Below are 23651 nucleotides of genomic sequence, written 5' to 3' on the forward strand. Positions count from 1 at the left end.
TTCGGAGGAGACCGATGTCCGATTTCACTTCCATGCAGCCCGGCGCGCTGGCCGGCCTGCGTGTGCTGGAACTCGCCCAGATCATGGCCGGCCCCACCTGCGGCATGATGCTGGCCGACCTGGGCGCCGACGTGATCAAGATCGAGAAGATCGACGGCGGCGACGACGCGCGGGGCTACAAGGAGCCGGCCATCAATGGTGTGTCGGCACCGTTCCTGATGCTGAATCGCAACAAGCGCGGCATCGCGCTGGACCTCAAGAAGCCGGAGGGCCGCGAGGTGTTCCTGCGCATGGTGCGCGACGCCGATGTCGTGATCGAGAACTTCCGCAAGGGCACGCTCGAAAAGCTGGGCCTGGGCTACGACACGCTGTCGCAGGAGAACCCCGGCTTGATCTATTGCGCGATCTCGGGCTATGGGCGCAGCGGCCCCTATGCCGACAAGGGCGGCTTCGATCTGATCGCCCAGGGCTTTACCGGGCTGATGAGCATCACGGGCGAAGAGGGCGGGCCGCCGCTGCGCACCGGCAATTCCATCGCCGATATCAATGCCGGGCTGCTGGCCGCGTTCGGCATCCTGGCCGCGTACCAGCACCGCCAGAAGACCGGGCGCGGCCAGGTGGTGGAGACTTCGCTGATCGAGGCCGGGCTGCAGCAGCTCTACTGGCATGCGGCCATACACTTCGCCACCGGGGAGTCGCCGGGGCCCAGCGGTTCGGCGCACGTGCTGGCCACGCCGTACCAGGCGTTTCCGACGCAGGACGGTCACATCATCGTCGGCGGTGCCAACGAGAAGAACTGGGCGCGCATTGCGCAGGTGCTGGGGCATCCCCAGTGGATCGACGATCCGCGCTTCCGCCTCAATGCGGACCGCATGCGGCACCGCGACACGCTGCTGCCCGAGATGGCCAATATCCTGATGACGCAACCGTCGGCGCACTGGCTCGATGCCTTCGATGCCGCCGGCGTGCCGGCCGGCCCGGTGCATTCGATCGGCGAGGCGCTGAACCATCCACAGACGCTGGCGCGCGGCATGGTGGTGCGCCAGCAGCATGCCGAAGCGGGCCCGATCCGTACGCTGGGCCTGCCGATACAGCTATCGGAAACGCCTGCGCAGTATCACCGGCCCTCGCCCCGGCTGGGCGAGCATACGTGTGCACTGCTGGCGGAATGCGGCTATGGCGAGGCGGAAATTGCCGCGCTGCTGCAGGCGGGCGTGGTGTCGGAAGCGACCGCGCCGGTGGCGACCATCTCCGAGGTATAGGGCATCGATGCGTCAGTCGACGTAAAGCAGGATGCTGATGAACTGGCAGATGCTGCCGCCCAGCACGAACAGGTGCCAGATGCCGTGGAAGTGGCGCACGCGTTCGTCGAACAGGAAGAACCCGATGCCGGCGGTGTAGATCGCGCCGCCGGCCACCAGCCAGTACAGGCCTGCGGTGGGCAATGCCGCTGCAAGCGGCTGAAAGGCGATCAGCACCAGCCAGCCCATGATGACGTAGATCGACAGGGATATCACGCGGGTGCGATGGCCGATCCACAGTTCCTGGACGATGCCAATGGCGGCCAGGCCCCAGTTGATGCCGAACAGCGTCCATCCCCAGGGCCCGCGCAAGGTGACCAGCGCAAACGGCGTATAGCTGCCGGCGATCAGCAGGTAGATCGCGCAATAGTCGAGCCGGCGGAAGATGTCCTTGGCCGGCCCGCGCACGCTGTGATAGACGGTGGAAATTGTGTAGAGCAGCACCAGCGTGGTGCCGTAGACCACGGAGCTGACCACCTTCCAGGCGTCGTGATAGAGCGCCGACGAGGTGACCAGCACCGCCATGCCGGCGGCGGAAAGGACCGCGCCAGCCAGGTGACTGTAACCGTTGAACCGTTCCCCGCGATACATCCCGAAAGCTCCGTCTGCGTAGTTGGCCAGTCGGCATTGTGGCATGGATGACGCACGAAGCCGGTCGATGCCTGCCGAAGCCGCCGCCATTTCGTTGTTTGACTGTTCGACGTTCATTCGCAACGCATGTTCGTTCAAACGCGCGATCGGTATCGCTTTGGTCACATCGTTGACATAACAAGCGTCCAGACTTCAATTCGGGCCCGCAGCCACCCTCCCTTGGAGGGGTAAGCCTTGTGCATCAAGACATTGCAAGACAAGGGCGGCCGGGATCGTGCGCGGGCATCCGGATATTTGACGCCCGAACCGTCACCTGAAATTCTCTGACCTCGAACCATGACAACCACAAACACTGTTCATTCGCGCATGCGCAGGCCGATGCTCGGCGCCGGTGTCCTGTGCCTGGCGCTGATGCTTGGCGCCTGCGGCGGCGACGACAACAACTCGACGCCGCCCGCCACGGGTGGCGGCAACGGGGGCAATGGCGGCAATGGCGGCACCACGCCGGCCGCCTGCACCACGGCGCACTGCGCGCCGGCCCCCTGATCCGCCCGTGATCCGCCCCTGAGCAGAGTCCCGCGCCTACCCCTACACCACAGACACCGACCCGGCATGACATTCAACCCATCCAAGCGCAAGTTCCTGCGCAACACGCTCGGCACCGCTGCCGCCGCCGCCACGCTGGCATCGTTCCCGCCCAGCATCCGCCGCGCGCTGGCCATCGAAGCGAACAACGTCACCGGCACGATCCAGGACGTGAAGCATGTCGTGCTGCTGATGCTCGAGAACCGCTCGTTCGACAGCTACTTCGGTACCTTCAAGGGCGTGCGCGGCTACGGCGACCGCTTTGCGATTCCGCTGGCGAACGGCCAGAACGCGTTCTTCCAGACAGATGTCACCAACGCCACGATCACCCCGTACCGGCTGGATGGCTCGCTGGGCAACGCGCAACGCGCGGGCAGCACGCCGCATACCTGGCCCGATGCGCAGAACGCCTGGGACCACGGCCGCATGAACCGCTGGCCCGTGGCCAAGAACCGGCTGTCGATGTCGTACTTCGACATCCCCGAGGTGCCGTTCCAGCGCGCGCTGGCCGATGCCTTCACGCTGTGCGACGCGTATCACTGCTCGATGCACACGGGCACGATCCCGAACCGCCTGTTCTACTGGACCGGCACGAACGGCCCGAGCGGCGCGAACGTGGCGGCCATGGTCAACGAATTCAACGGCGGCAACGACGTGGGGCCGTCGACGCAGGGCTGGACGTGGAAGACTTATGCCGACCGCCTGGTCGATGCCGGCGTGAGCTGGAAGGTCTACCAGAGCCTGGCCGACAATTACGGCTGCAACGAGATGATGAGCTTCCAGCATTGGCGCGCGGCCATGGAGTCGATGCCCGCTGCGCGTCGTCCGGTGGCGCTGCCCGCGGTCTCGCCGGCCTACGATCCGGCCATCGACGATGCGCTGAGCCCGCTGGCCAAAGGCTTCGGCAATACCATGCCCGACGGGCTGCTGCAGTCGTTTCGTGATGACATCCAGAACGGCACGCTGCCGGAGATCTCCTGGATCATCCCGCCGTCGCTGTACAGCGAACACCCGGGGCCGTCGAGCCCGGCGCAGGGCGGCTGGTATGTGCAGCAGGTGCTGGACGCGCTGACCGCCAATCCCGAGGTCTTCAGCAAGACCGTGCTGCTGATCAACTACGACGAGAACGACGGCTTTTTCGACCACCTGCCGCCGCCCTCGGCCCCGTCGCGCAACCCCGATGCGTCGCTGGCCGGCGCCAGCACCCTCAGCGCGGCGGACATGGCTTTCGAATATCACAACTACACGCCGGCCACGGCCAACCAGTCGGCCATCGATGGCAAGCCCTACGGCCCGGGCCCGCGCGTGCCGATGTGGATCGTGTCGCCGTGGAGCCGTGGCGGCTGGGTCAACTCGCAGGTGTTCGATCACACATCGACGCTGCTCTTCCTGGAAAAGCGTTTCGGCGTGAAGGAACCGCAGGTCGGCGCCTACCGCCGTGCCGTGTGTGGGGACCTGACGTCGGCCTTCAACTTCGTCAATCCGAACACCAACCCGCTGCCGACGCTGGCCGGCCGCAGCACCAAGGTGACGGTCGACAACCTGGCGCTGACGCAGAAGGCATCGGCCGCCATTCCCGTGCCGACCACCGCCGTGCTGCCGCCGCAGGCCACCGGCACGCGGCCGTCGCGTGCGCTGCCCTACGAACTGCACACCACGTCGCGCATCGACGCGGGCGCCAGGACGGTGACGCTGAGCTTCGTCAATGGCGGCACGGCTGGCGCGGTCTTCCACGTCTACGACAAGCTGCACCTCGATGCCATTCCGCGCCGCTACGTGGTGGAGGCGGGCAAGAGCCTGGACGGCGTGTGGAGCGTGGCGGCGGACAACGGCCGGTACGACCTCTGGGTGCTGGGCCCGAACGGCTACCACCGGGAGTTCGTTGGCGATGTGTCCGAGCAGGCCGCGGCCGGCGGCGTGGATATCCAGGTCTGCTACGAGCTTTGCGATCCGGCAACGCTGCAGGTCAAGCTGCACAACCGCAGCGACAAGGCCTGCACGTTCGCGGCAACGGCCCGGGCATATCGCACCGACGGCCCGTGGCGGCAGACCGTGGCGCCGGGGCAGGTGGGCGAACTGCGCTGGACGCTGGGCGATAGCGGCAACTGGTACGACTTCGAGATCGGTTGCGACGTGGCGCCGTCGCTGCGCCGCCGTATCGCGGGCCGCATCGAGACCGGCAAGGACTCGATCAGCGATCCGGCGATGGGCCAGGTGTCGTAAGCAAGGGCGTCCCGCTGCATCGAGCGGGATAGCGGTGGTGCCGGCCGGCATGGCGTGTACACTTGCCGGCTGGCACCTGGCCCGACTTGCCGGGCCGGGTGCCGCTCCTGAAAACCGGACCCACGACACACGTCACCCCGACACAGAATCTCATGAAGAAAATCTCCCTGCTACTCGCTGCCGTTGCGCTGACCGCTTCGGGTCTGGCCGCCGCCGCCGAAACGCTGCCTTCGGGCGTGGTCGTCGATACCGTAACCAAGGGCACGGGCCCGTCGCCCAAGGCGTCGGACACCGTCAAGGTTCACTATCGCGGCACGCTGACCGATGGCACGGAATTCGACAGCTCGTACAAGCGCGGCCAGCCGATTTCGTTCCCGCTGAACCGCGTGATCCCGTGCTGGACCGAAGGCGTGCAGAAGATGCAGGTGGGCGGCAAGGTCAAGCTGACCTGCCCGGCCTCGACGGCCTACGGCGCGCGCGGCGTGCCGGGCACGATCCCGCCCAACGCCACGCTGAACTTTGAAGTGGAGCTGCTGGGCATCGGCGGCTGATGGCTTTCGCCCCTCTCCCGCCTGGCGGGAGAGGGGAGTCTTACCCTCCATAACTAGAAGAGGATCCGCATGGATTCCGTGTTTGTCGTCGTCGCGCTTGGCGCCGTCGTCGCCGGGTTTGTCCAGGGGCTTTCCGGATTTGCCTTCGGCATGGTCGCAATGTCGTTCTGGGCCTGGGGCGTGGAACCGCGCATGGCGGCGGCGATGTCCGTATTCGGCGCACTCACCGGCCAGTTGCTGGCGGCGTTCACGGTGCGGCGCAAGTTTCATCTATCCACGGTGCTGCCGTTCCTGCTGGGCGGCATCGTCGGCATTCCCATCGGCGTGAGCCTGCTGCCGCGACTCGACGTCAACCTTTTCAAGCTGTGCCTGGGCATGATCCTGGTGATCTGGTGCCCGATCATGCTGTTCTCGGCCCGCATTCCGCCGCTCCGCCATGGCGGTCGCGTGGCAGACGGCATCGTGGGGGTCATCGGCGGCATCATGGGCGGCATCGGCGGATTCACGGGCATTGCGCCCACGCTCTGGTGCACGCTGCGCGGCTTCGACAAGGACAGGCAGCGCGTGGTGATCCAGAACTTCAACCTCGGCGCGCTGATCGTGACGATGTCCGTCTACGTGGGCACCGGCATCATCACGCGCGACATGCTGCCGATGTTCGCCATCGTGGCGCCGGCCATGCTGATTCCGACCCTGATCGGCACGCGCGTCTATATCGGTATCAGCGACCTCGCCTTCCGGCGCATCGTCCTGACGCTGCTGACCGGCTCGGGCGTGGCGATGCTGGTCGCGTCGGTACCCAAGGTGCTGGGCTGATCACCCTTCATGTGACGCATTGGTGGCGTGGTGTCGCCTCGGCTACAGGGTGTCCGCCATGGGCGTTATCAGGGTTTATACTCACGTCCACCTGCCTGCGCCTGCTGCCGGTCATCCGGCATTCCCCGCATCATGAACAAGCGTTTCTACCTCTTCTGCGCCGCCACATGGGCGGCCGCCGCCATCCTGATCGTCGGTGACGGCGCCATGTCGACCGACGTGCTGAGCGGCGTGGTGGCGCTGGCCGGTTTCGACCTGTTGCGTCCCTGACGCCGGCCGGCCGGTCCCGTTGGTGCCAGAAAAGGCCTCCGTTTGCCGATTTGCACGGTGACGTGCGCGCCATACGCCGACGGTGATGGCGTTTTGGTTGCCTGACGTCTACGCTTGACTGTGGTCCGTGCGGATTTGCCGCGCGATATTCCTTTCTCAACAGTCTTGTGCAGGGAGATCCCGATGAAGGCGTTCACGATGGCATTGGCGGTGGCAGTTTGCATTCCCGGTATGGCAATGGCGGCCGGCCCGGCCAACCCTGCCGATCGCTACGACTACAACATGCGCACCACGAACAAGGACGGCTACGTGCCCGATCCGGCGCGCGTCACCAACAAGGAAGGCTACGTGCCGGACGCGGCCCGTTCGGGCGACAAGTTCGACCCGTACACGCAGGGCGCGAACCAGAACACGGCGTCGGCCCTGACCGACAGCAAGACCACCAAGAAGTCGTCGGGCAAATCGACGTCGCACAAGAAGGCGCCGACGACCCAGCAGTAACATGGTTGCCCGTGACAGCAAGACAAAGGCCCCGCATCGCGGGGCCTTTGTCTTGGGGCGTGCAGCGGCTCAACGCTGCGCCGACTGCTCTCCCCTGGCATACACGCGTTCGCCGGCTACCCAGGTTTCCAGCACCTGGATCTTCCAGATGTCGCTAGCCGGCACCTTGAACAGGTCGCGGTCCACCACGATGAAGTCGGCCCACTTGCCGGCTTCGAGCGAGCCGAGCGTCTTTTCCTGGTGCTCGGCGTAGGCGGCGTCCAGCGTGAAGGCGCGGAATGCCTGCGGCAGCGTCATGGCTTCCTCCGGGTGCCAGCCCTTGATCGGGCGGCCTTCGTGGTCGGTACGCGTCACGGCGGCGTGCAGGCCGTAGAACGGGTTGGCCGATTCCACCGGGAAGTCCGAGCCGCCGGCGATGACCGTGCCCTGCTTCAGGAAGGTCTGCCAGGCATAGGCGCCCTTGATGCGGTCATGGCCGATGCGGTCTTCGGCCATGTTCATGTCGCTGGTGGCGTGCGTGGGCTGCATCGACGCGATGAGGTCCAGCTTCTTGAAGCGCGGGATGTCCGGCATCGACACCACCTGCGCGTGCTCGATGCGGTTGCGCAGTTCGCGGCCGCCCACTTCCTTGTAGGCCACTTCCATGGCATCCAGCACCTGGCGGTTGGTCTTGTCGCCGATGGCGTGCACGTTGACCTGGTAGCCGGCCTTGATGGCCGTCTTCACGGCGGCCTGCATTGCGGCGTCGCTCATGAACAGCAGGCCGCTGTGGGCGTGGTCGTCGGTGTACGGCTCCATCAGCGCGGCACCGCGGCTGCCCAGGGCGCCGTCGCCGTACAGCTTGACGGCGCGCAGGTAGTAGCGGTCGTTGCCGTAGCCGATCACGGGGCCCTTGGCGGACAGCGCCTTGAAATCGTCGCCCGTGTCGCGAATCATCGCGTAGATGCGCGTGGTCAGCTTGCCCTGGTCGGCGAACTCGCGATAGATGCGGTCGTCGGTCACGGTCACGCCGGCGTCGCCGACGGCGGTCAGGCCCAGCGCGTTCATGTGGGCGATGGCGGCGGCCAGCGCGGCGCGGCGGTCGTCGTCGGTGTACGGCGGGATGATGTCGTTGACCAGGGCCATGGCCTTGTCGACCAGTACGCCGGTCGGGTTGCCGTTGGCATCGCGCTCGATGCGGCCGCCGGCCGGGTCCTTGGTGTCGCGCGTGATGCCGGCCGCCTGCAGCGCCTTGGTGTTCAGCCACGCCGCGTGGCCGTCCACGCGCACCAGGCGCGCGGGACGGTCGGAAACGGCGGCGTCGAGTTCGGCGGCGGTCGGGAAGCGGCCCAGCTTCCAGTTCACCTGGTTCCAGCCATAGCCCAGCAGCCACTTGCGCTGCGGGTTCTTCTGGCCGTAAGCACGGATGATGCCCTGCGCCTCATTCAGGTCCTTCGTGCCCGACAGCGAGATCTCGGTGGTCTTGAAGCCCAGGCGGAACACGTGGCCGTGGGCGTCGATCAGGCCCGGCAGCAGCGTCTTGCCCTGGCCGTCGATGCGTTTGGCATCGGGATACATTGCGCGCAGCGCGGCGGCGTCGCCGGTGGCCAGCACCTTGCCCTGGTCGAACACCAGGCCGCTGAACTGGGCGACCTTGTCGTTCTGCAGCGTATAGCCCTGGACGGATTCGACCAGCGTGGGTGCGGCGTGTGCGTGCAAGGCCGCCATGGCGGCCAGTGCCAGCAGGCTCGTGCGAATGGACTTCTTCAAGATGACTCCTGGTTGTTGTGCCGAGTTTTTCTTATCGTGTTGTCAATGACGCCCGGGTGGCGCCTGGGGTGTTGCCCATATTCACCGGATGCCGGGGCCAGGCCGCGCGCGGAGGCGTCAGGGCGGGGCTCGGGCAGCGGTGGGAATTCCATCTCGGCATACCGCACGAAGCGCGACTTGCGCGCGATGCGGTAGCCGAGCCAGATCAGCAGGAAGATCGGAATGCCCACGTAGGTGGCAGTCACCGCCGCCCAGTCGATCTTGCCGTCGGTAAAGGCCTGGTAGTTCTGGCCCAGCGTCACGATCATGCACAGCGCGAACGCGAAGATCGGTCCGTACGGGAAGAACGGCGAGCGGTACGGCAGGCGGTTCAGGTCCAGGCCCTGCGCGACAAATCCCTTGCGGAAGCGGTAGTGGCTGACGGCGATGCCCAGCCACGCGATGAAGCCGGTCATGCCCGACAGGTTCAGCAGCCACAGGTAGACCGACTTGCTCTCGAACATCGACGTCAGGAAGCACAGCGCGCCCACGGCCGTGGTGGCCAGCAGCGCCATCAGCGGCACGCCGTTGCGGGTCAGCTGCGCGAACACGCGCGGTGCGCGGCCTTCGGTGGCCAGGTTGTAGAGCATCCGCGTGGACGCATACATGCCTGAGTTGCCGGCCGACAGCACGGCCGTCAGGATCACCGCGTTCATCACGCCGGCCGCGAAGGCCAGCCCGGCATGACGGAACACCAGCGTGAACGGGCTGACGCCCACGGTTTCCACGTCGGTCTTGAGCAGGCTTGGATCGGTGTACGGAATCAGCACGCCGATGATGAAGATGGCCAGCACGTAGAACAGCAGGATGCGCCAGAACACCTGCCGCACGGCGCGCGGAATGTTCCTGGCGGGATCGGCCGATTCGCCGGCCGCCACGCCGATCAGTTCGGTGCCCTGGAACGAGAAGCCGGCAATCATCGCCACGCCGACCAGCGCGGGCAGCCCGCCCACGAACGGGGCGTCGCCGGTGGTCAGGTTGGCAAAGCCGTTCACATGCGCGAAATCGCCGCGCATGATGCCGAAGATCATCAGCGTGCCGATCACGATAAAGGCGATCACGGTGACCACCTTGATCAGCGCGCACCAGTATTCGGCCTCGCCGAAGCCGCGCACCGAGATCGCGTTGAGCGCGAACATCAGGCCGAGGAACAGCGCGCTCCACAGCACGCCCGGCGTGTCGGGGAACCAGTACTGCATGACGAGCTGCGCGGCCGCCAGTTCCACGGCGATGGTCACGGCCCAGTTGTACCAGTAGTTCCAGCCCAGCGCGAAGCCGAAGCCTTCGTCCACGTACTTGGCGCCGTAGGTGGCGAACGATCCCGACACCGGCATGTAGGCGGCAAGCTCGCCCAGGCTGGTCATCAGGAAGTAGACCATCGCGCCGATCAGGATGTAGGCCGCCAGCGCCCCGCCGGGGCCGGCCTGCGCGATCGTGGCGCCCGATGCCACGAACAGGCCGGTGCCGATCGAGCCGCCAATGGCGATCATGGTCAGATGGCGTGCGCGCAGGGTGCGGCGCAGCCCGGGCGCGTGTGCGCCTTCTTTTGTATTCGATTGAGTGGACATATAAGACATGCGTCCGGGCCCTTGTGAGGCCTCGGGCTAGTTTGCCGGCCAGCAGTCTCCTCTCCACGGGCCGGCATGGTGGGCGGCATCATAAGAGAAAACAGGGGCCGGGAAAAGGCGGGAAATGCCGGAGCCAGTGGCTTCAGCGCAAGCTTTTGTCGATGCGGGCGACGAGACCGTTCATCCAGTTGCGCAGCGCCGCGTCGGACATGACCAGCGCCGTACTGCGCCACAGCACGCGATACACATTGTTGCGATTGACCTTGATCACGCGGGCCGGATCGAGCCACGCATCGTTTTCCACCAGCAGCGCCAGCGTTTCCAGGCCGATCAGGATCGGCCACAGGCAGGCCAGCCGCAGCCGGATGGCCCTGCGGGGCAGGGCGAACGTGTAGGCCATCGCCTCGCGCAAGTGGTCGAGCGCAATGCGCACCAGTTCTTCGAGCATGGGCCGGGCCCGCCGCGAATTTGTCGGATCGAGCAGCATCGGCATGGTCAGGCCATGGCGGTCGAGCACTTCGGCGGGCAGGTAGCAGCGGCCGATGCGCAGGTCCTTGCCGACGTCGCGCAGCACGTTCACCATCTGCAGCCCCTTGCCGAAACGCACCCCGCGACGCCGCATCGTGTCGAGCGGGTCCTTCATGGTGCCGGGCAGATGCGCGTCGGTCATGGTGGTCCAGAACTCGCCAACGCAGCCGGCCACCAGGTATGTATAGCGATCCAGGTCGGCCAGCGCCGGCAGGGCCGCGACCTGGCCCGAGCGTTCGTCGGGAAAGGTCTGCAGGTCGAACTCCATGCCTTCGGTCAGCGTGGTGACGATGCCCTGCACGGCGGCGCGGTCCGATGGCGAAAGCTGCGCCAGGACGTCCAGCGCCGGGGAAATCGTTTCGAGCAGCACCCGCTCGTCGGACACGGTCTGCTGCCCGGCCACCTCCACGGCCAGCCGCCGCGCCAGCGCGCCGCCATCGTCGGCGCCGTTGATGCGCTGGCGCAGTGCCAGCAGCAGGTCAAGCCGCTGCGCGGGTGGGATCAGCGAGGTATCGGCGATGGTGTCCGCGGCGCGCGCCAGCAGATAGGCCAGCCCGACGGGGTCGCGCATGCCCGCGGGCAGCACGCGCAGCGTCAGGTAGAACGAACGGGAAACACCTTTCAGCAACGGGCCGAGCAGGAAGGCCCGGTTGGGGTTTGGCATGGCGGTTGGCAGACGATGGGACGGCGCATTGTACCCATTGCGCCTGCCGACACCTGCACCAATGCTTCCGCGCCGCGCCTGCCGTCAGTCGTACTGAAGCTTCGGATACCAGCTTGCGCCGCGCCCTTCGGGCGTGGTGTCCAGCAGCGTCCAGAGCGGATCGAGGTCCGGTGCGCCGCGCGGGTCCTGGCCTGGGTCGGCCATCGCGCCGCTCATCTCGCCGCTGTAGAAATGGCGAATCTTGCCGTCGCGTCGGGTAAAGACGGTGTAGCCCGGCATGTCGGCGTCGTCCGCGCTCACATAGTCACGCGTGAAAGCGCCATCGGTGTCGGCGTACACCTTCAACTGCGTCCAGCCGCGCGCGGCCTTGGCTGCCTTGAGCCGCTCGATCGGCGAGCGCGCCACCATGGCCAGTGCCACGCGCTGTTCGATGTCGGGCACCTTGCCTTCCCACGACGCCATCAGCGACGTACACATCGGGCAGGGCCTCTCGCGCTGCGGGCCGAACATGTAGTTGTAGACCACCAGCGTGTCCTTGTCGCCGAACAGATCGGCCAGCGTGACCAGGCCGTTTTCGCCCGTGAATTGATAGGTTTGCTTCACTTCGCCGCCCGGGGGCAGCTGGCGGCGCATTGCCGCCACGCGTTCGATGTGTCGACGCAGCTCGATTTCCTCGGCCAGCAGCGCATTGCGGGCCTGGCGGTATGCGGCGTCTTCGTTCGGGAAATGCGCGCGATTGCGTTCGGCCAGTGCCCTGGCCGGGGTCAATGTGGACGATTGCATCATCGTCTAGCCTCCTGAAATTCGAATCCGTGGCGTGCGCGCCACGCTGGGGAAGACCCGCGCCTGCCCGGAAAGCCCCGGGTGGCGCGGCCATTCGACCAGCATAGGCAAAGAAGTGTCCACATACGCACCCCCACCCCGGCGCGGTCATTCCCATGTCATGCCGGGTTATGCATAATCTGTAGCATCTGGGGCTTCAAGATTTGATCTGATGCGCGTGACGATTCGAACCACGACGATTCCTGGATCCCACAGCCAGGGCCCACTGCATCGGGCGGCGGTCTACCTCAATACCGAGGAAGATGCTTCGCCGCTGATGGTCAGTGCATGGAGTCAGCGTGAACCCGATGCTTTCCTTGCCGCCCAACGCTGGGCGCGCAATCATCACTACATGGTTTCGAATCCCCGCAACGGCACGTATTACGGTGGTCGCACCGCGCGCTGAAGTGCAGCGTCGGCGCACCGTCCTGAAGCATTAGCCGTTGTGTGGTCTGGCACTGGTTGTGGCGGGGCCCGCCTGTGCCGACGCGGGCCTGCCCCAAGGTTTCACCAGGCGGAACCTTGCCGCGCGGCTGCGCGGTGATCGACCGCTTTTATGCCTTTTCCGTGCCGGCGGGCGGGTGGGGCGGTTCTGGCCGCGTAGAATGGTCGCGAAAAACAGGCCGCGAGCCACATCCACGACGCGCATCAATGAATACCCCGGCAACAGAACCGGCAGCAGACCGGCGTCCCCAGACTTCCTCCGACATTGACAACAGCACCGCCGCGCGCGGCATTGCGTTGCTCACGTTCGCGTTCATCCTGAGCCAGTTCTATCGCAGTTGCCTGGCGGTCATCGCGCCGGAGCTGCAGCATGATTTCGGGCTGTCGCCGGCGGGCTTCGGCGCGCTGTCGTCGTGCTTCTTCCTGTCGTTCGCGGTGGCGCAGATTCCGGTTGGGATCGCCTTCGACCGCTATGGCGTGGGGCGTCCCACCGCGTGGCTGCTTGGCGTTGGCGCGGCATCGGCCGTGGGTTTCGTGCTGGCGCCCAGCGGCGCGCTGGCCATGCTGGCCCAGGCGGGCCTGGGCCTCGCCTGCGCGCCAGTCTTCATGGGGCTGCTGCACTATGCGTCGGAGCAGCTTTCCGAACGGGAATACATGCGCGTGGTCAGTCGCTCGAACGCCATGGGCATGATCGGCGCGCTCTGCGCCACGGCACCGCTGGGCTGGTTCTCGCAGCATTTCGGCTGGCGCCCCGCGCTGGCCATTTCGGCGCTGTGCATGGTGGGTGCCTGCTATGGCGTATGGCGCTACGTGCGTGACAGCGGCCATGCGCAGGCGCGCCAGGCCCCCATGGGCGCGATGCTGGCCGAAAGCGTGAAGCTGCTCGGCAATTGGCCGCTGTGGACGCTGATTCCGGTTTGCGTGGCCATGGCGGCCGGCACGGGTTTCCGCAACGCCTGGAGCGGGCCGTACCTGGCCGATGTGTTTGGCCTGCAGCCCGGCACGCGCGGCGTTGCGCTGACACTGCTGAGCCTGGCGGGCTTTGCCACGGCGTTCCTGCTGCCGGTGCTGGTGCGGCGTAGCACGCTCAAGCGCACCATCGGCGGCTGGGCGTGCCTGTCGATGGTAGGTGGCCTCGTGCTGACGATCTGGCCCGATACCGGCGTGGCGTCTGGCGTTGGGCTGATGGCGCTGCTGTCGACCATCGGCATGCTGCATCCGCTGGTGATGGCGCAGGGCCGCGCGCTGATTGCGCCGGCCAAGCGCGGACGCGGGCTGGGCCTGCTCAACACGTTCGTGTTTCTGGGCTCGGCGCTGACATCGTGGGGCTTTGGGCTGATCGCCAATGTGGGCCATCTGCGCGACTGGCCCGTGGCCAATACGTACTCGGCCATCTTCTTCTCGGCCGTGGCCGTCGTGGCGCTGTCGCTGGTGCCGTACTGGTTCAGCCCGACATCGCCCGTTTCGCACCAGAAATAGGCGCCAACATTACAGTTGGCTTTCAACGCGAATTTGCGGCCGCAATTCGCGTTTTCCCTGATTTTTCGCTCAAGTTTGACTACGCCAGACCGTTAGGACTTCCAATGTCTGTCCGTGCGTACATTCACGTGTACGGCTGACGCAGGAGGAGCGGCCGGGGGCAACACGCGACTCGGCCTGCCACTAACCAATGGATCAGGTACAAGCAATGAAAAATCTTGGTATTGGTGTACGCCTAGGCATCGGCTTTGGCGTGGTGTTGGCGTTGTCTACGCTCATGACCGTGCTCGGCGTCGTGCGCCTGCAGGAGGTTGCGGGCCGTACGCACGCGATGATGCAGGAGCCGCTGGCCAAGGAACGTCTGGTCAGCGACTGGTATCGACTGATGTATGCAAGCGTGCGCCGTACCACGGCCGTGGCACGCAGTAGCGATCCGTCGCTGGGTGCGTTCTTCGCGGCGGAGACCGCCTATTCGGTCAAGGCGATTGCCGAACTGCGCGACAAGATCGAGCCGCGCCTGTCCACGGAAGAGGAAAAGGCATCGTTCAAGAAGATCCAGGTGGTGCGCAACCCGTACAACGATTCGCGCGACAAGATCACCAAGCTCAAGGCCGAAGGCCTGACCGATGACGCCAACAAGGTGCTGGAGTCGGAATTCGTGCCGGCTGGCGATGCCTATCTGGCCGAGATTCAGAAGCTGCTCGATATCCAGCGCGCCTCGATCGATGCCACGGCAGTGCAGATCAACAACATCTACGAGAGCGCCCGCAACGGCATGATCACGCTGGGCGTGATCTCGCTGGCCATCGGCGTGGCCTTTGCCTGGTGGCTGACCATCGGCATCACGCGTCCGCTGCATCGCGCCGTGGGCTTCGCGCGCACCGTGGCGTCGGGCGACCTGACCAGCCGCATCGAGGTGGACTGCACCGACGAGACCGGCCAGTTGCTGGAAGCGCTGCGCGAGATGAACGACAACATCCTGGGCATCGTCAAGGAAGTGCGCGTCGGCACCGATGCCATTGCCACGGGCACCAGCCAGATTGCCGCGGGCAACACCGATCTGTCCCAGCGTACCGAGGAACAGGCGTCGTCGCTGCAGGAAACGGCGTCGAGCATGGAAGAGCTGACCAGCATCGTGCGTCAGAACGCCGACAGCGCCAAGCAGGCCAGCGCGCTGGCCGTGAATGCGTCCGAGGTGGCCACGCAGGGCGGCGATGTGGTGGGTCAGGTCGTGCACACGATGGACGAGATCAACGCGTCGTCGCGCAAGGTCGTGGACATCATTTCCGTGATCGAAGGCATCGCGTTCCAGACTAACATCCTGGCGCTGAATGCGGCAGTGGAAGCCGCCCGGGCCGGTGAGCAGGGTCGCGGCTTTGCCGTGGTGGCCGGCGAGGTGCGCAGCCTGGCGCAGCGCAGCGCCACGGCAGCCAAGGAAATCAAGTCGCTGATCGGGGATTCGGCCGATCGCGTCGAGCGCGGATCGGAGCTGGTCGCCCAGGCGGGTCAGACCATGGAAGAGATTGTCAGCGCCGTGAAGCGCGTGACCGACATCATGGGCGAAATCAGCGCGGCGTCGGCCGAGCAGAGCGCAGGCATCGAGCAGGTGAACCAGGCCGTCACGCAGATGGACACCGTGACGCAGCAGAACGCCGCGCTGGTGGAACAGGCCGCGGCAGCCGCCGGCTCGCTCGAAGAGCAGGCCCAGCGGCTCAAGGAAGCCGTGGCGACCTTCCGCCTGGCCGCCTGAAGCCGAAGGCCCGAAGCGTGGTTCCACACCGCGCTTCAGGCCTGGCAGCCGTTACTTCGTCCTGGGCGGCACGATCGTGCCGCCCGACTGCGCGGCCTCGCGGGCGTGCTCCATCTGCGGCATCATGTTGCTGTTCAGGTGGAACATGACCCACAGCGAGCCTGACAGCGTGATCACCACCAGCGTCAGCGTGAACATCAGCGACAGCATGTTCCAGCCGCCCTCGGACTTCGCGTTCATGTGCAGGAAGTAGATCATGTGGACGACGATCTGTACCGCGCCGATCAGCAGGATCACCACGGCCGTGGTTGACGACTTGTCGAACACCTTCCCCATCACCAGCCAGAACGGCACCGCCGTCAGGAACACCGACAGCACGAAGCCCGTCAGGTAGCCGCCCAGCGTGGCGTGAGGCCCGATGTCTTCTTCGTGATGGCCGTGGCCGTGGTCGTGGCCGTTCATCGCGTGGTCTTGCGCGCTCATGGCAGCGTTCCCATCAGGTAGACAAAGGTAAAGACGCCGATCCAGACGACGTCCAGAAAGTGCCAGAACATCGACAGGCACATCAGCCGCCGCTTGTTGGCCGTGATCAGGCCATGGCGGCCCACCTGCAGCATCAGCACGATCAGCCACACCATGCCGAACGTCACGTGCAGCCCGTGCGTGCCGACCAGCGAGAAGAACGACGTCAGGAACGCGCTGCGCGTGGGGCCGGCGCCCTCGTGGATCAGGTGCGCGAACTCGTACAGTTCGACGAACAGGAACGCCGCGCCGAACACGCCCGTGATGGCCAGCCAGATCTGCGTCCCCGCCACACGGTTCTGCTGCATCTGCAGCATGGCAAAGCCATATGTGATCGACGACAGGAGCAGGAACGACGTGTTCAGCGCAACCAGCGGCAGCTCGAACAGCTCGGCGCCGGTGGGCCCGCCGGCGTATTCGCGCCCCAGCACGCCATAGGCGGCGAACAGGCAGGCGAAAATCAGGCAGTCGCTCATCAGATAGAGCCAGAACCCCAGCAGCGTGCCGTTTTGCGGGTGGTGCTCCTCGGTCAGATAGAACTGGTAGCCGCCCGGCGGTGCGTCATCCGCCGCCGAGGTGCTGTGCGCGTGGAGGGGAAGGGTCGTATCAGCCATGGCCAGTCATCAGTTGGGTGCGTGCCGCTTCGGTACGGACCACGTCTTCGGTCGGGATGTAGTAGTCGCGCTTGTAGTTGAAGGTATGGATGATTGCCGCGATGATCGTGGCCGCGAACGACACGGCCGCCAGCCACCAGATGTGCCAGATCAGCGCAAAGCCCATCAGCGTGCACAGCGCGGCCAGAACGATTCCCGCCGCGGTGTTCTTGGGCATGTGGATCGGGATGAAGCCCTCCATCGGCCGCTTGTAGCCGTACTGCTTCATCTGCCACCAGGCATCGGTGTCATGCACCACCGGCGTGAACGCGAAGTTGTACTGCGGCGGCGGCGACGAGGTGGACCATTCCAGCGTGCGGCCGTCCCAGGGGTCGCCGGTGGTGTCGCGCAGTTCCTCGCGGCGCATGAAGCTGACCACCAGCTGAATGATGAAGCAGGCAATGCCGCAGGCGATCAGGAACGCGCCGAACGCGGCGATCAGGAACCAGATCTGCAGCGACGGATCCTCGAAATGGTTCACCCGGCGCGTCACGCCGAGCAGGCCCAGCCAGTACAGCGGCATGAACGCGAAGTAGAAGCCGGTGAGCCAGAACCAGAACGATGCCTTGCCCCACGACGCCACCAGCCGGTAGCCGAACGCCTTCGGAAACCAGTAGTAGATGCCGGCCATCAGCCCGAACAGCACGCCGCCGATGATCACGTTGTGGAAGTGGGCGATCAGGAACAGGCTGTTGTGCAGCACGAAGTCGGCCGGCGGCACCGCCAGCAGCACGCCTGTCATGCCGCCGATCACAAACGTGACCATGAAGCCAACCGTCCACAGCATCGGCGCCTCGAACTTGATCTTGCCGTGGTACATCGTGAACAGCCAGTTGAAGATCTTCGCCCCGGTGGGAATCGAAATGATCATCGTCGTGATCCCGAAGAACGAGTTCACGCTGGCGCCCGACCCCATGGTGAAGAAGTGGTGCAGCCACACCAGGTACGACAGCACGGTAATCACCACGGTGGCGTACACCATCGACGCGTAGCCGAACAGGCGCTTGCGGCAGAACGTGGCCGTGACCTCCGAGTAGATGCCGAACACCGGCAGCACCAGGATGTAGACCTCGGGGTGGCCCCAGATCCAGATCAGGTTCACGTACAGCATGGCGCTGCCGCCCTGGTCCGCGGTGAAGAAGTTGGTGCCGACGTAGCGGTCCATCGACAGCAGCGCCAGGGCGGCGGTCAGCACCGGAAACGCCGCGATGATCAGCACGTTGGTGCACAGCGACGTCCAGGTGAAGATCGGCATGCGCATCAGCGTCATGCCCGGCGCGCGCATTTTGACGATGGTGACGAGCAGGTTGATCCCGGATAACAACGTCCCGACCCCCGCCACCTGCAACGCCCATATGTAGTAGTCGACGCCCACATCCGGACTGTGCAGGATGCCGGACAGCGGCGGATACGCGAGCCAGCCCGTGCGCGCGAACTCGCCGACGAACAGCGACATCATCACCAGGATGGCGCCGCCGGTGGTCATCCAGAAGCTGAAGTTGTTCAGGAACGGAAAGGCCACGTCGCGCGCGCCGATCTGCAGCGGCACCACGAAGTTCATCAGCCCCGTGACCAGCGGCATGGCCACGAAGAAGATCATGATCACGCCATGTGCGGTGAAGATCTGGTCATAGTGGTGCGGCGGCAGGTAGCCGAGGTTGTCGCCGAACGCCACGGCCTGCTGCAACCGCATCATCACCGCATCGGCAAAGCCGCGCAGCAGCATCACGATGCCCAGCACGATGTACATGATGCCGATCTTCTTGTGGTCGATGCTGGTGAACCATTCGTGCCAGAGGTACCCCCACACGCGGTAGTAGGTCAGCAGTGCCACCAGGGCAATGCCGCCCAGGACGACGACGGCAAAGGTTCCGATGAGGATGGGCTCGTGCAGCGGGATGGATTCCCACGACAGGCGGCCAAAGATCATGTTGGCGAGTTCTGAACGCTCGGGCATGGTTGTCACCTGGGCCTGTATTGACCAATGCTGGCCAATGATGATTGGCGAAATCTGATTCGTGAAGGGGTGGAACCGGGTTGCGCCTCAGCGCAACACCTGCCTGCCGTCATTGAGCGCGGCATCTGGCGCGAACACCGGCGCCACGTCCGGTGTGTTGCTCGCGGTGCAGATTTCCGCGGTCGGATCGAACCTGGCACGGTTGCGGTTCTGGTTCTGTGCCATGGTGTCCGCCATGCATGTCCCGCCCTCCACGCAGCGGTTCAGGATCAGCTTGTAGAGGTTGGGGTCGACACTGGCATAGCGTTGCACCGGGTCGCTCTCGCTGGGCTTGGCCAGCTTCAGATAGGTGTCCTTCGACAGCGGCGTGCCCGACGATTTCGCCTGCTGCACCCAGCGGTCGAAATCCTCGTTGGACATGCCGTGGAACTTGAAGCGCATGTGCGAGAAGCCCGCCCCGCTGTAGTTGGCCGACATGCCTTCGTAGACGCCGGCCTTGTTGATCACCGCATGCAACTGGGTCTGCATGCCCGGCATCGCGTAGACCATGCCGGCCAGCGATGGCACGAAGAACGTGTTCATGACCGAGGTGGCGGTGATCCGGAACGCAATGGGCCGGTCAACCGGCGCGGCCAGTTCGTTGACCGTGGCAATGCCTTGCTCGGGATACAGGAACAGCCATTTCCAGTCCATCGCCACCACTTCCACGGTGAGCGGCTTGACGTCGGCCGCCACCGGGCGGCGCTCGTCGAGGCGGGTCAGCGGACGGTAGGGATCAAGCTGGTGGGTGCTGACCCAGGTGACCGCGCCCAGCGCGATGATGATCAGCAGCGGCGCGGCCCAGATGGCCAGTTCCAGCACGGTGGAATGATCCCACTCGGGGTTGTAGGGCGCGTCCTTGGCGCTTTCGCGATATCGCCACGCAAACAGCAAGGTCAGGCATATCACCGGCACGATGATCAGCAGCATCAGGCAGGTGGCGATGATGATCAGGTCACGCTGCCGCACCGCCATGTCGCCGGAGGGCGACAACAGCACGGCGTTGCTACATCCCGCAAGGCCCAGCAGCATGGCGATTGCGGCACTTCGCAAAAGCATCTTTCCCGTCACACGAAACGTCGGCACTGCAGCTTCGAAGCGTGGCATGGTGTTGGAAGTGGCGTTTGATTAACGTCGACGGCTGACAGACGCCGCAATCTTTCGATTTCCAATGGCAGTTTAGGCGCTATTCTTGTTACTGCGGGACTTTAAGTGCAGTACGACATTCCTTCCGCACTCGATGGAGACTCCACGATGGCCAGTCTGTCCCACCAGCACCGCGCGTCGCCGACTGCACCTCCGGCGCCCGGCCACCATGACGTGGCACCTGCCGAAATCGCCACAGGCGTGGTGATTGGCCGCGCTTCCGAGTACTTCGATTTCTTCACCTACGGCATCGCCTCGGTCCTGGTTTTTCCCACGGTCTACTTTCCGTTTGCCAGCGAACTGGCCGGGCTGCTCTACAGCTTTGCCATCTTCTCGTTCGCGTTTGTCGGACGCCCGTTTGGAACGGCGCTGTTCATGCGCGTGCAGCGGCGCTGGGGGCGCGGCGTCAAGCTGACGGCGTCGCTGTTCCTGCTGGGCACGGCCACGGTGGGCATCGCATTCCTGCCCGCGTACGCGTCGATTGGCAGTACTGCCATCTATCTGCTGGCGCTGTTCCGCTTCCTGCAAGGCATTGCGTTCGGCGGTTCGTGGGACGGCCTGCCCTCGCTGCTGGCGCTCAACGCGCCCGAGAACAAGCGGGGCTGGTATGCGATGGTGGGGCAACTCGGCGCGCCGACCGGGTTCCTGGTGGCGGGCGGGCTGTTCCTGTTCCTCTATGTCAGCCTGACCCCGCCCGAATTCATCGACTGGGGCTGGCGCTATCCGTTCTACGTGGCGTTCGCCATCAACGTGGTGGCGCTGTTCGCGCGGCTGCGGCTGGTGGTCACGCACGAGTACACGCGGCTGCTGGAGGAAGACGAACTGGAGCCCATCAGCACGCTGCAGATGGTGAACGCGCAGGGCTTCAACATCTTCCTCGGTGCGTTTGCGTCGCTGGCCAGCTATGCACTGTTCCACCTGGTCACGGTGTTTCCGCTGTCCTGGGTCAGCCTGCACAAGACGCAGGCGATCAGCGACGTGCTGGCGATCCAGATCGTCGGCGCGGCCATTGCCTTCATTGGCACGCTGATCTCCGGCTGGCTGGCCGACCGCATCGGCCGGCGCACCACGCTGGCGACGATGGCGGTGCTGATCGGCATTTTCAGCCTGGCGGCGCCATGGCTGCTGGATGGCGGCGCATCGGGCCAGGACACCTTCATTCTGGTCGGATTCGGCCTGCTCGGGCTGTCGTATGGGCAAGCGGCCGGCGTGGTCACGTCCAACTTCGACACCAAGTTCCGCTATACCGGGGCCGCGCTGACCACGGATTTCGGCTGGCTGTTCGGCGCCGCGTTTGCACCATTGGTGGCGCTGGGGCTGTCGTCGCTGTTTGGTCTGGTGGCCGTGACGCTGTATCTGCTGTCGGGGGTGGTGGCTACGCTGATCGCGCTGCGCATCAATCGCGCGCTGGGGACGCCCGACGACGCTTGAATTCGCTCAACGCAAAATCGACGAAGGCGCGTGCCGCGGCTGTGCGGTACGCGCCTTTTCTTTGCAGCAGCGCCGCGTGCCGTGGCGGCAGCGGGCGTTCCAGCTTCAGGATGCGCAGGTCCGCATGGCCGGCGGCGATGGCGGCCGGCAGCACCGTGGCGTGGCGGCCGCTGCGTACCGCATCCAGCACGGCGCTCACCGAGTTGGCTTCGAACGTGATGCGCGGCTCGATACCCAGGCCGCCAAAGTAGCGCGCGATATAGCCGCGCGTGGCAAATTCCCGCGTCAGCATGGCCATCGATTCGCCAGCCAGCGCCTCTGCGTCCAGCGCGGCGCGACGCCGTGCCAGCGGGTGCGACGCGCCCACCATGTAGGCGAGCGGTTCCTCGATCAGCGGCGTGGCTTCCAGATCCGGCAGGTGGATGTCGTCGAAGGCGATGCCGATGTCGATGTCGTCATCGGCCAGCAGCGGTTCCACGCGTTCCTGCGGCATTTCGCGCAGGCTGAGCGTGATGTTTGGATACTTCCCATTGAACGCCACGATCAACGGCACCACCAGGTAGGGCGTGAACGTCGGCGTCATGGCCAGGCGCAGGTTGCCGCGCGTCAGCTCGCCCACGTCGTGGATGGCGCGCTGCCCGGCTTCCAGGTCCTGCAGCGCCCGCCGCGCGTGCACGTAGTAGGCCTGCCCCGCGTCGGTCAGCCGTACGGCGCGGCCGCTGCGGTCGAACAGCGGCGCGCCCAGGGTGTCTTCGAGCTGGCGGATCTGTTGCGAGAGCGTGGGCTGAGAGACGTGCAGCGTCTCGGCGGCGCGCGTGAAGTTGCCGGCGTCGGCAACAGCCAGGAAGTAGCGAACGTGGCGCAGCAGCATGGAGAGGGTCAGGTATTGGTATTGCCAATGGTAGGCATAATAATCCCGTCTTTGACCAATGGCACGAGATTCGACATGCTAGCGGCTCAAATGGGGGGATTATCGTGAAAGACCTGATTCAAGGCATTCTCAAATTCCAGCGCGAGGAGTTTCCGAAGCGCTCCGCGCTGTTCCAGGAGCTGGCCACGCAGCAGAGTCCCAGCACGCTGTTCATCGCCTGTTCGGACAGCCGCGTGGAGCCGGCACTGCTGACGCAGAGCGAGCCCGGCAAGCTGTTCGTGATCCGCAACGCTGGCAATATCGTACCCGCCTATGCGGTGCAGCCCGGTGGCGTATCGGCCAGCGTGGAATACGCGGTGGCGGGCCTCAGGGTGCGCGATATCGTGATCTGCGGCCATTCGAACTGCGGTGCGATGACGGCGGTGGCCATGTGCCAGTGCCTGGACCATATGCCGTCCGTGGCCGAATGGCTCGAACATGCCGCAGGGGCCCGCAAGATCAGCCTGGCACGGCTACATGCATCGGACGCCGAGCGCGTGGCGGACATGGTGCGCCAGAACGTGATCGAGCAGCTGGCCCATCTGCGCACCCACCCGTGCGTGGCCCAGGCGCTGGCCGAGCGGCGCATTACGCTGCACGGCTGGTACTACGACATTGGCACCGGCGCGATCGATGCGCTGGACGGCAAGTCCGGCCGGTTCGTGCCGCTGGCCGAGCATCCGGACGTCAACGCGACGGAGATGGCCGCATGAAGGTGAAGCGCATCGTCGCCAATGTCGCGGCCGCCGACCCGGCCGCCGCGCGCCGCTTCTACCACGACATCTTCGGTCTGGACCTGCTGATGGACCATGGCTGGATCGCCACCTACGGGTCTGTCGCCACGCAGACCGTGCAGGTCAGCTTTCTGTCCGAGGGCGGCTCCGGAACGCCGGTGCCGGACCTGTCGATCGAAGTGGACGACCTCGACGCCGCGCTGGCCCGCGTACAGGCTGCCGGCCTGCCCATTGCCTATGGGCCGGCCGACGAACCCTGGGGCGTGCGGCGCTTCTTTGTGCGCGACCCGTTCGGCAGGCTGGTCAACGTGCTGGTGCATGCTTGACGCACGCGGCGGCGCCTTGGAAAGTGAAACAATCCGTACACGGTGCACCAAT

At 65.4% G+C, this 23651-nt stretch carries 23 protein-coding genes; 13 read left to right on the forward strand and 10 right to left on the reverse strand.

Features of this window, described 5'->3' with window-relative positions:
• Nucleotides 1–14: 14 nt before the first annotated feature.
• Entirely contained in the window at nt 15–1262 is a 1248-nt protein-coding gene (locus tag AC3G88_RS24225; RefSeq protein ID WP_488773893.1) for a CaiB/BaiF CoA transferase family protein, read from the forward strand.
• Nucleotides 1263–1274: 12 nt separating this feature from the next.
• On the opposite strand, the gene trhA is transcribed toward AC3G88_RS24225, so the two are convergent.
• Complete coding sequence (trhA, locus tag AC3G88_RS24230) at nt 1275–1892, reverse strand: PAQR family membrane homeostasis protein TrhA (RefSeq protein ID WP_153946946.1); 618 nt, start codon at nt 1890–1892, stop codon at nt 1275–1277.
• A 336-nt stretch (nt 1893–2228) separates the two neighbouring features.
• Between trhA and AC3G88_RS24235 the strand changes: the two genes are divergently transcribed.
• From AC3G88_RS24235 to AC3G88_RS24260, 6 genes are all read left to right on the forward strand, one after another.
• The gene (locus AC3G88_RS24235) at nt 2229–2438 is read left to right on the forward strand and encodes a hypothetical protein (RefSeq protein WP_153946947.1); all 210 of its coding nucleotides are present in this window, start codon (nt 2229–2231) and stop codon (nt 2436–2438) included.
• Nucleotides 2439–2504: 66 nt separating this feature from the next.
• Nucleotides 2505–4700: a phosphocholine-specific phospholipase C gene (locus AC3G88_RS24240; protein WP_488894069.1), complete on the forward strand. Its 2196-nt coding sequence runs from the start codon at nt 2505–2507 to the stop codon at nt 4698–4700.
• A gap of 152 nt (nt 4701–4852) precedes the next feature.
• On the forward strand, nt 4853–5251 hold the full coding sequence (locus AC3G88_RS24245; protein WP_066740848.1) for an FKBP-type peptidyl-prolyl cis-trans isomerase: 399 nt from the start codon (nt 4853–4855) through the stop codon (nt 5249–5251).
• 69 nt (nt 5252–5320) lie between these two features.
• A complete protein-coding gene (locus AC3G88_RS24250) occupies nt 5321–6067 on the forward strand; it encodes a sulfite exporter TauE/SafE family protein (RefSeq protein WP_488773895.1) in 747 nt (248 codons plus the stop codon).
• A gap of 132 nt (nt 6068–6199) precedes the next feature.
• On the forward strand, nt 6200–6337 hold the full coding sequence (locus AC3G88_RS24255; RefSeq protein ID WP_194946484.1) for a hypothetical protein: 138 nt from the start codon (nt 6200–6202) through the stop codon (nt 6335–6337).
• A 183-nt stretch (nt 6338–6520) separates the two neighbouring features.
• A complete protein-coding gene (locus AC3G88_RS24260) occupies nt 6521–6838 on the forward strand; it encodes a hypothetical protein (RefSeq protein WP_488773896.1) in 318 nt (105 codons plus the stop codon).
• A gap of 69 nt (nt 6839–6907) precedes the next feature.
• On the opposite strand, the gene AC3G88_RS24265 is transcribed toward AC3G88_RS24260, so the two are convergent.
• From AC3G88_RS24265 to AC3G88_RS24280, 4 genes are all read right to left on the reverse strand, one after another.
• A complete protein-coding gene (locus tag AC3G88_RS24265) occupies nt 6908–8587 on the reverse strand; it encodes an amidohydrolase (RefSeq protein ID WP_488773897.1) in 1680 nt (559 codons plus the stop codon).
• Nucleotides 8584–10194 carry an amino acid permease gene (locus AC3G88_RS24270; RefSeq protein ID WP_488773898.1) on the reverse strand — a complete coding sequence of 537 codons (1611 nt, stop codon included), beginning with the start codon at nt 10192–10194 and terminating at the stop codon, nt 8584–8586. The genes AC3G88_RS24265 and AC3G88_RS24270 overlap by 4 nt, the downstream gene beginning before the upstream one ends.
• Nucleotides 10195–10336: 142 nt before the next feature.
• A complete protein-coding gene (locus AC3G88_RS24275) occupies nt 10337–11386 on the reverse strand; it encodes a phytoene/squalene synthase family protein (RefSeq protein WP_488773899.1) in 1050 nt (349 codons plus the stop codon).
• An 84-nt stretch (nt 11387–11470) separates the two neighbouring features.
• Nucleotides 11471–12172 (reverse strand): DUF899 family protein, encoded by a 702-nt coding sequence (locus AC3G88_RS24280; protein ID WP_488773900.1) that lies wholly within the window; start codon nt 12170–12172, stop codon nt 11471–11473.
• Nucleotides 12173–12380: 208 nt separating this feature from the next.
• Between AC3G88_RS24280 and AC3G88_RS24285 the strand changes: the two genes are divergently transcribed.
• The 3 genes from AC3G88_RS24285 to AC3G88_RS24295 all read left to right on the forward strand — a co-directional run bounded on the left by AC3G88_RS24285 (nt 12381) and on the right by AC3G88_RS24295 (nt 15881).
• Nucleotides 12381–12614 carry a CDP-diacylglycerol pyrophosphatase gene (locus AC3G88_RS24285; protein WP_082926616.1) on the forward strand — a complete coding sequence of 78 codons (234 nt, stop codon included), beginning with the start codon at nt 12381–12383 and terminating at the stop codon, nt 12612–12614.
• Between the two features lie 245 nt (nt 12615–12859).
• Nucleotides 12860–14131: an MFS transporter gene (locus AC3G88_RS24290; protein ID WP_488773901.1), complete on the forward strand. Its 1272-nt coding sequence runs from the start codon at nt 12860–12862 to the stop codon at nt 14129–14131.
• 208 nt (nt 14132–14339) lie between these two features.
• Nucleotides 14340–15881: a methyl-accepting chemotaxis protein gene (locus AC3G88_RS24295; RefSeq protein ID WP_488773902.1), complete on the forward strand. Its 1542-nt coding sequence runs from the start codon at nt 14340–14342 to the stop codon at nt 15879–15881.
• Between the two features lie 51 nt (nt 15882–15932).
• On the opposite strand, the gene cyoD is transcribed toward AC3G88_RS24295, so the two are convergent.
• The 4 genes from cyoD to cyoA all read right to left on the reverse strand — a co-directional run bounded on the left by cyoD (nt 15933) and on the right by cyoA (nt 20159).
• Entirely contained in the window at nt 15933–16364 is a 432-nt protein-coding gene (cyoD, locus tag AC3G88_RS24300; RefSeq protein ID WP_153946957.1) for a cytochrome o ubiquinol oxidase subunit IV, read from the reverse strand.
• Nucleotides 16361–17017 (reverse strand): cytochrome o ubiquinol oxidase subunit III, encoded by a 657-nt coding sequence (cyoC, locus tag AC3G88_RS24305; RefSeq protein ID WP_153946958.1) that lies wholly within the window; start codon nt 17015–17017, stop codon nt 16361–16363. Before cyoC ends, cyoD begins: the two co-directional genes overlap by 4 nt.
• Complete coding sequence (gene cyoB / locus AC3G88_RS24310; protein WP_400392216.1) at nt 17010–19013, reverse strand: cytochrome o ubiquinol oxidase subunit I; 2004 nt, start codon at nt 19011–19013, stop codon at nt 17010–17012. The genes cyoC and cyoB overlap by 8 nt, the downstream gene beginning before the upstream one ends.
• 87 nt (nt 19014–19100) lie before the next feature.
• Entirely contained in the window at nt 19101–20159 is a 1059-nt protein-coding gene (gene cyoA, locus AC3G88_RS24315; protein ID WP_488773903.1) for a ubiquinol oxidase subunit II, read from the reverse strand.
• Between the two features lie 147 nt (nt 20160–20306).
• Between cyoA and AC3G88_RS24320 the strand changes: the two genes are divergently transcribed.
• A complete protein-coding gene (locus tag AC3G88_RS24320) occupies nt 20307–21629 on the forward strand; it encodes an MFS transporter (RefSeq protein WP_400392210.1) in 1323 nt (440 codons plus the stop codon).
• Here AC3G88_RS24320 and cynR read toward each other — a convergent pair.
• The gene (gene cynR, locus AC3G88_RS24325; protein WP_153946962.1) at nt 21595–22500 is read right to left on the reverse strand and encodes a transcriptional regulator CynR; all 906 of its coding nucleotides are present in this window, start codon (nt 22498–22500) and stop codon (nt 21595–21597) included. The genes AC3G88_RS24320 and cynR overlap by 35 nt on opposite strands.
• A gap of 104 nt (nt 22501–22604) precedes the next feature.
• Between cynR and AC3G88_RS24330 the strand changes: the two genes are divergently transcribed.
• Entirely contained in the window at nt 22605–23252 is a 648-nt protein-coding gene (locus tag AC3G88_RS24330; RefSeq protein ID WP_488773904.1) for a carbonic anhydrase, read from the forward strand.
• Nucleotides 23249–23599: a VOC family protein gene (locus AC3G88_RS24335; protein ID WP_488773905.1), complete on the forward strand. Its 351-nt coding sequence runs from the start codon at nt 23249–23251 to the stop codon at nt 23597–23599. The genes AC3G88_RS24330 and AC3G88_RS24335 overlap by 4 nt, the downstream gene beginning before the upstream one ends.
• Nucleotides 23600–23651: the final 52 nt, after the last annotated feature.

Source organism: Cupriavidus sp. 86D6 (genome assembly GCF_057815095.1).

Coding starts and splice junctions, on each gene's coding strand:
- AC3G88_RS24225 (WP_488773893.1), top strand. CDS start 15: ATGTCCGATTTCACTTCCATGCAGCCCGGCGCGCTGGCCGGCCTGCGT.
- trhA (WP_153946946.1), bottom strand. CDS start 1,892: ATGTATCGCGGGGAACGGTTCAACGGTTACAGTCACCTGGCTGGCGCG.
- AC3G88_RS24235 (WP_153946947.1), top strand. CDS start 2,229: ATGACAACCACAAACACTGTTCATTCGCGCATGCGCAGGCCGATGCTC.
- AC3G88_RS24240 (WP_488894069.1), top strand. CDS start 2,505: ATGACATTCAACCCATCCAAGCGCAAGTTCCTGCGCAACACGCTCGGC.
- AC3G88_RS24245 (WP_066740848.1), top strand. CDS start 4,853: ATGAAGAAAATCTCCCTGCTACTCGCTGCCGTTGCGCTGACCGCTTCG.
- AC3G88_RS24250 (WP_488773895.1), top strand. CDS start 5,321: ATGGATTCCGTGTTTGTCGTCGTCGCGCTTGGCGCCGTCGTCGCCGGG.
- AC3G88_RS24255 (WP_194946484.1), top strand. CDS start 6,200: ATGAACAAGCGTTTCTACCTCTTCTGCGCCGCCACATGGGCGGCCGCC.
- AC3G88_RS24260 (WP_488773896.1), top strand. CDS start 6,521: ATGAAGGCGTTCACGATGGCATTGGCGGTGGCAGTTTGCATTCCCGGT.
- AC3G88_RS24270 (WP_488773898.1), bottom strand. CDS start 10,194: ATGTCCACTCAATCGAATACAAAAGAAGGCGCACACGCGCCCGGGCTG.
- AC3G88_RS24275 (WP_488773899.1), bottom strand. CDS start 11,386: ATGCCAAACCCCAACCGGGCCTTCCTGCTCGGCCCGTTGCTGAAAGGT.
- AC3G88_RS24280 (WP_488773900.1), bottom strand. CDS start 12,172: ATGATGCAATCGTCCACATTGACCCCGGCCAGGGCACTGGCCGAACGC.
- AC3G88_RS24285 (WP_082926616.1), top strand. CDS start 12,381: ATGCGCGTGACGATTCGAACCACGACGATTCCTGGATCCCACAGCCAG.
- AC3G88_RS24290 (WP_488773901.1), top strand. CDS start 12,860: ATGAATACCCCGGCAACAGAACCGGCAGCAGACCGGCGTCCCCAGACT.
- AC3G88_RS24295 (WP_488773902.1), top strand. CDS start 14,340: ATGAAAAATCTTGGTATTGGTGTACGCCTAGGCATCGGCTTTGGCGTG.
- cyoD (WP_153946957.1), bottom strand. CDS start 16,364: ATGAGCGCGCAAGACCACGCGATGAACGGCCACGACCACGGCCACGGC.
- cyoC (WP_153946958.1), bottom strand. CDS start 17,017: ATGGCTGATACGACCCTTCCCCTCCACGCGCACAGCACCTCGGCGGCG.
- cyoB (WP_400392216.1), bottom strand. CDS start 19,013: ATGCCCGAGCGTTCAGAACTCGCCAACATGATCTTTGGCCGCCTGTCG.
- cyoA (WP_488773903.1), bottom strand. CDS start 20,159: ATGCCACGCTTCGAAGCTGCAGTGCCGACGTTTCGTGTGACGGGAAAG.
- AC3G88_RS24320 (WP_400392210.1), top strand. CDS start 20,307: ATGGCCAGTCTGTCCCACCAGCACCGCGCGTCGCCGACTGCACCTCCG.
- cynR (WP_153946962.1), bottom strand. CDS start 22,500: ATGCTGCTGCGCCACGTTCGCTACTTCCTGGCTGTTGCCGACGCCGGC.
- AC3G88_RS24335 (WP_488773905.1), top strand. CDS start 23,249: ATGAAGGTGAAGCGCATCGTCGCCAATGTCGCGGCCGCCGACCCGGCC.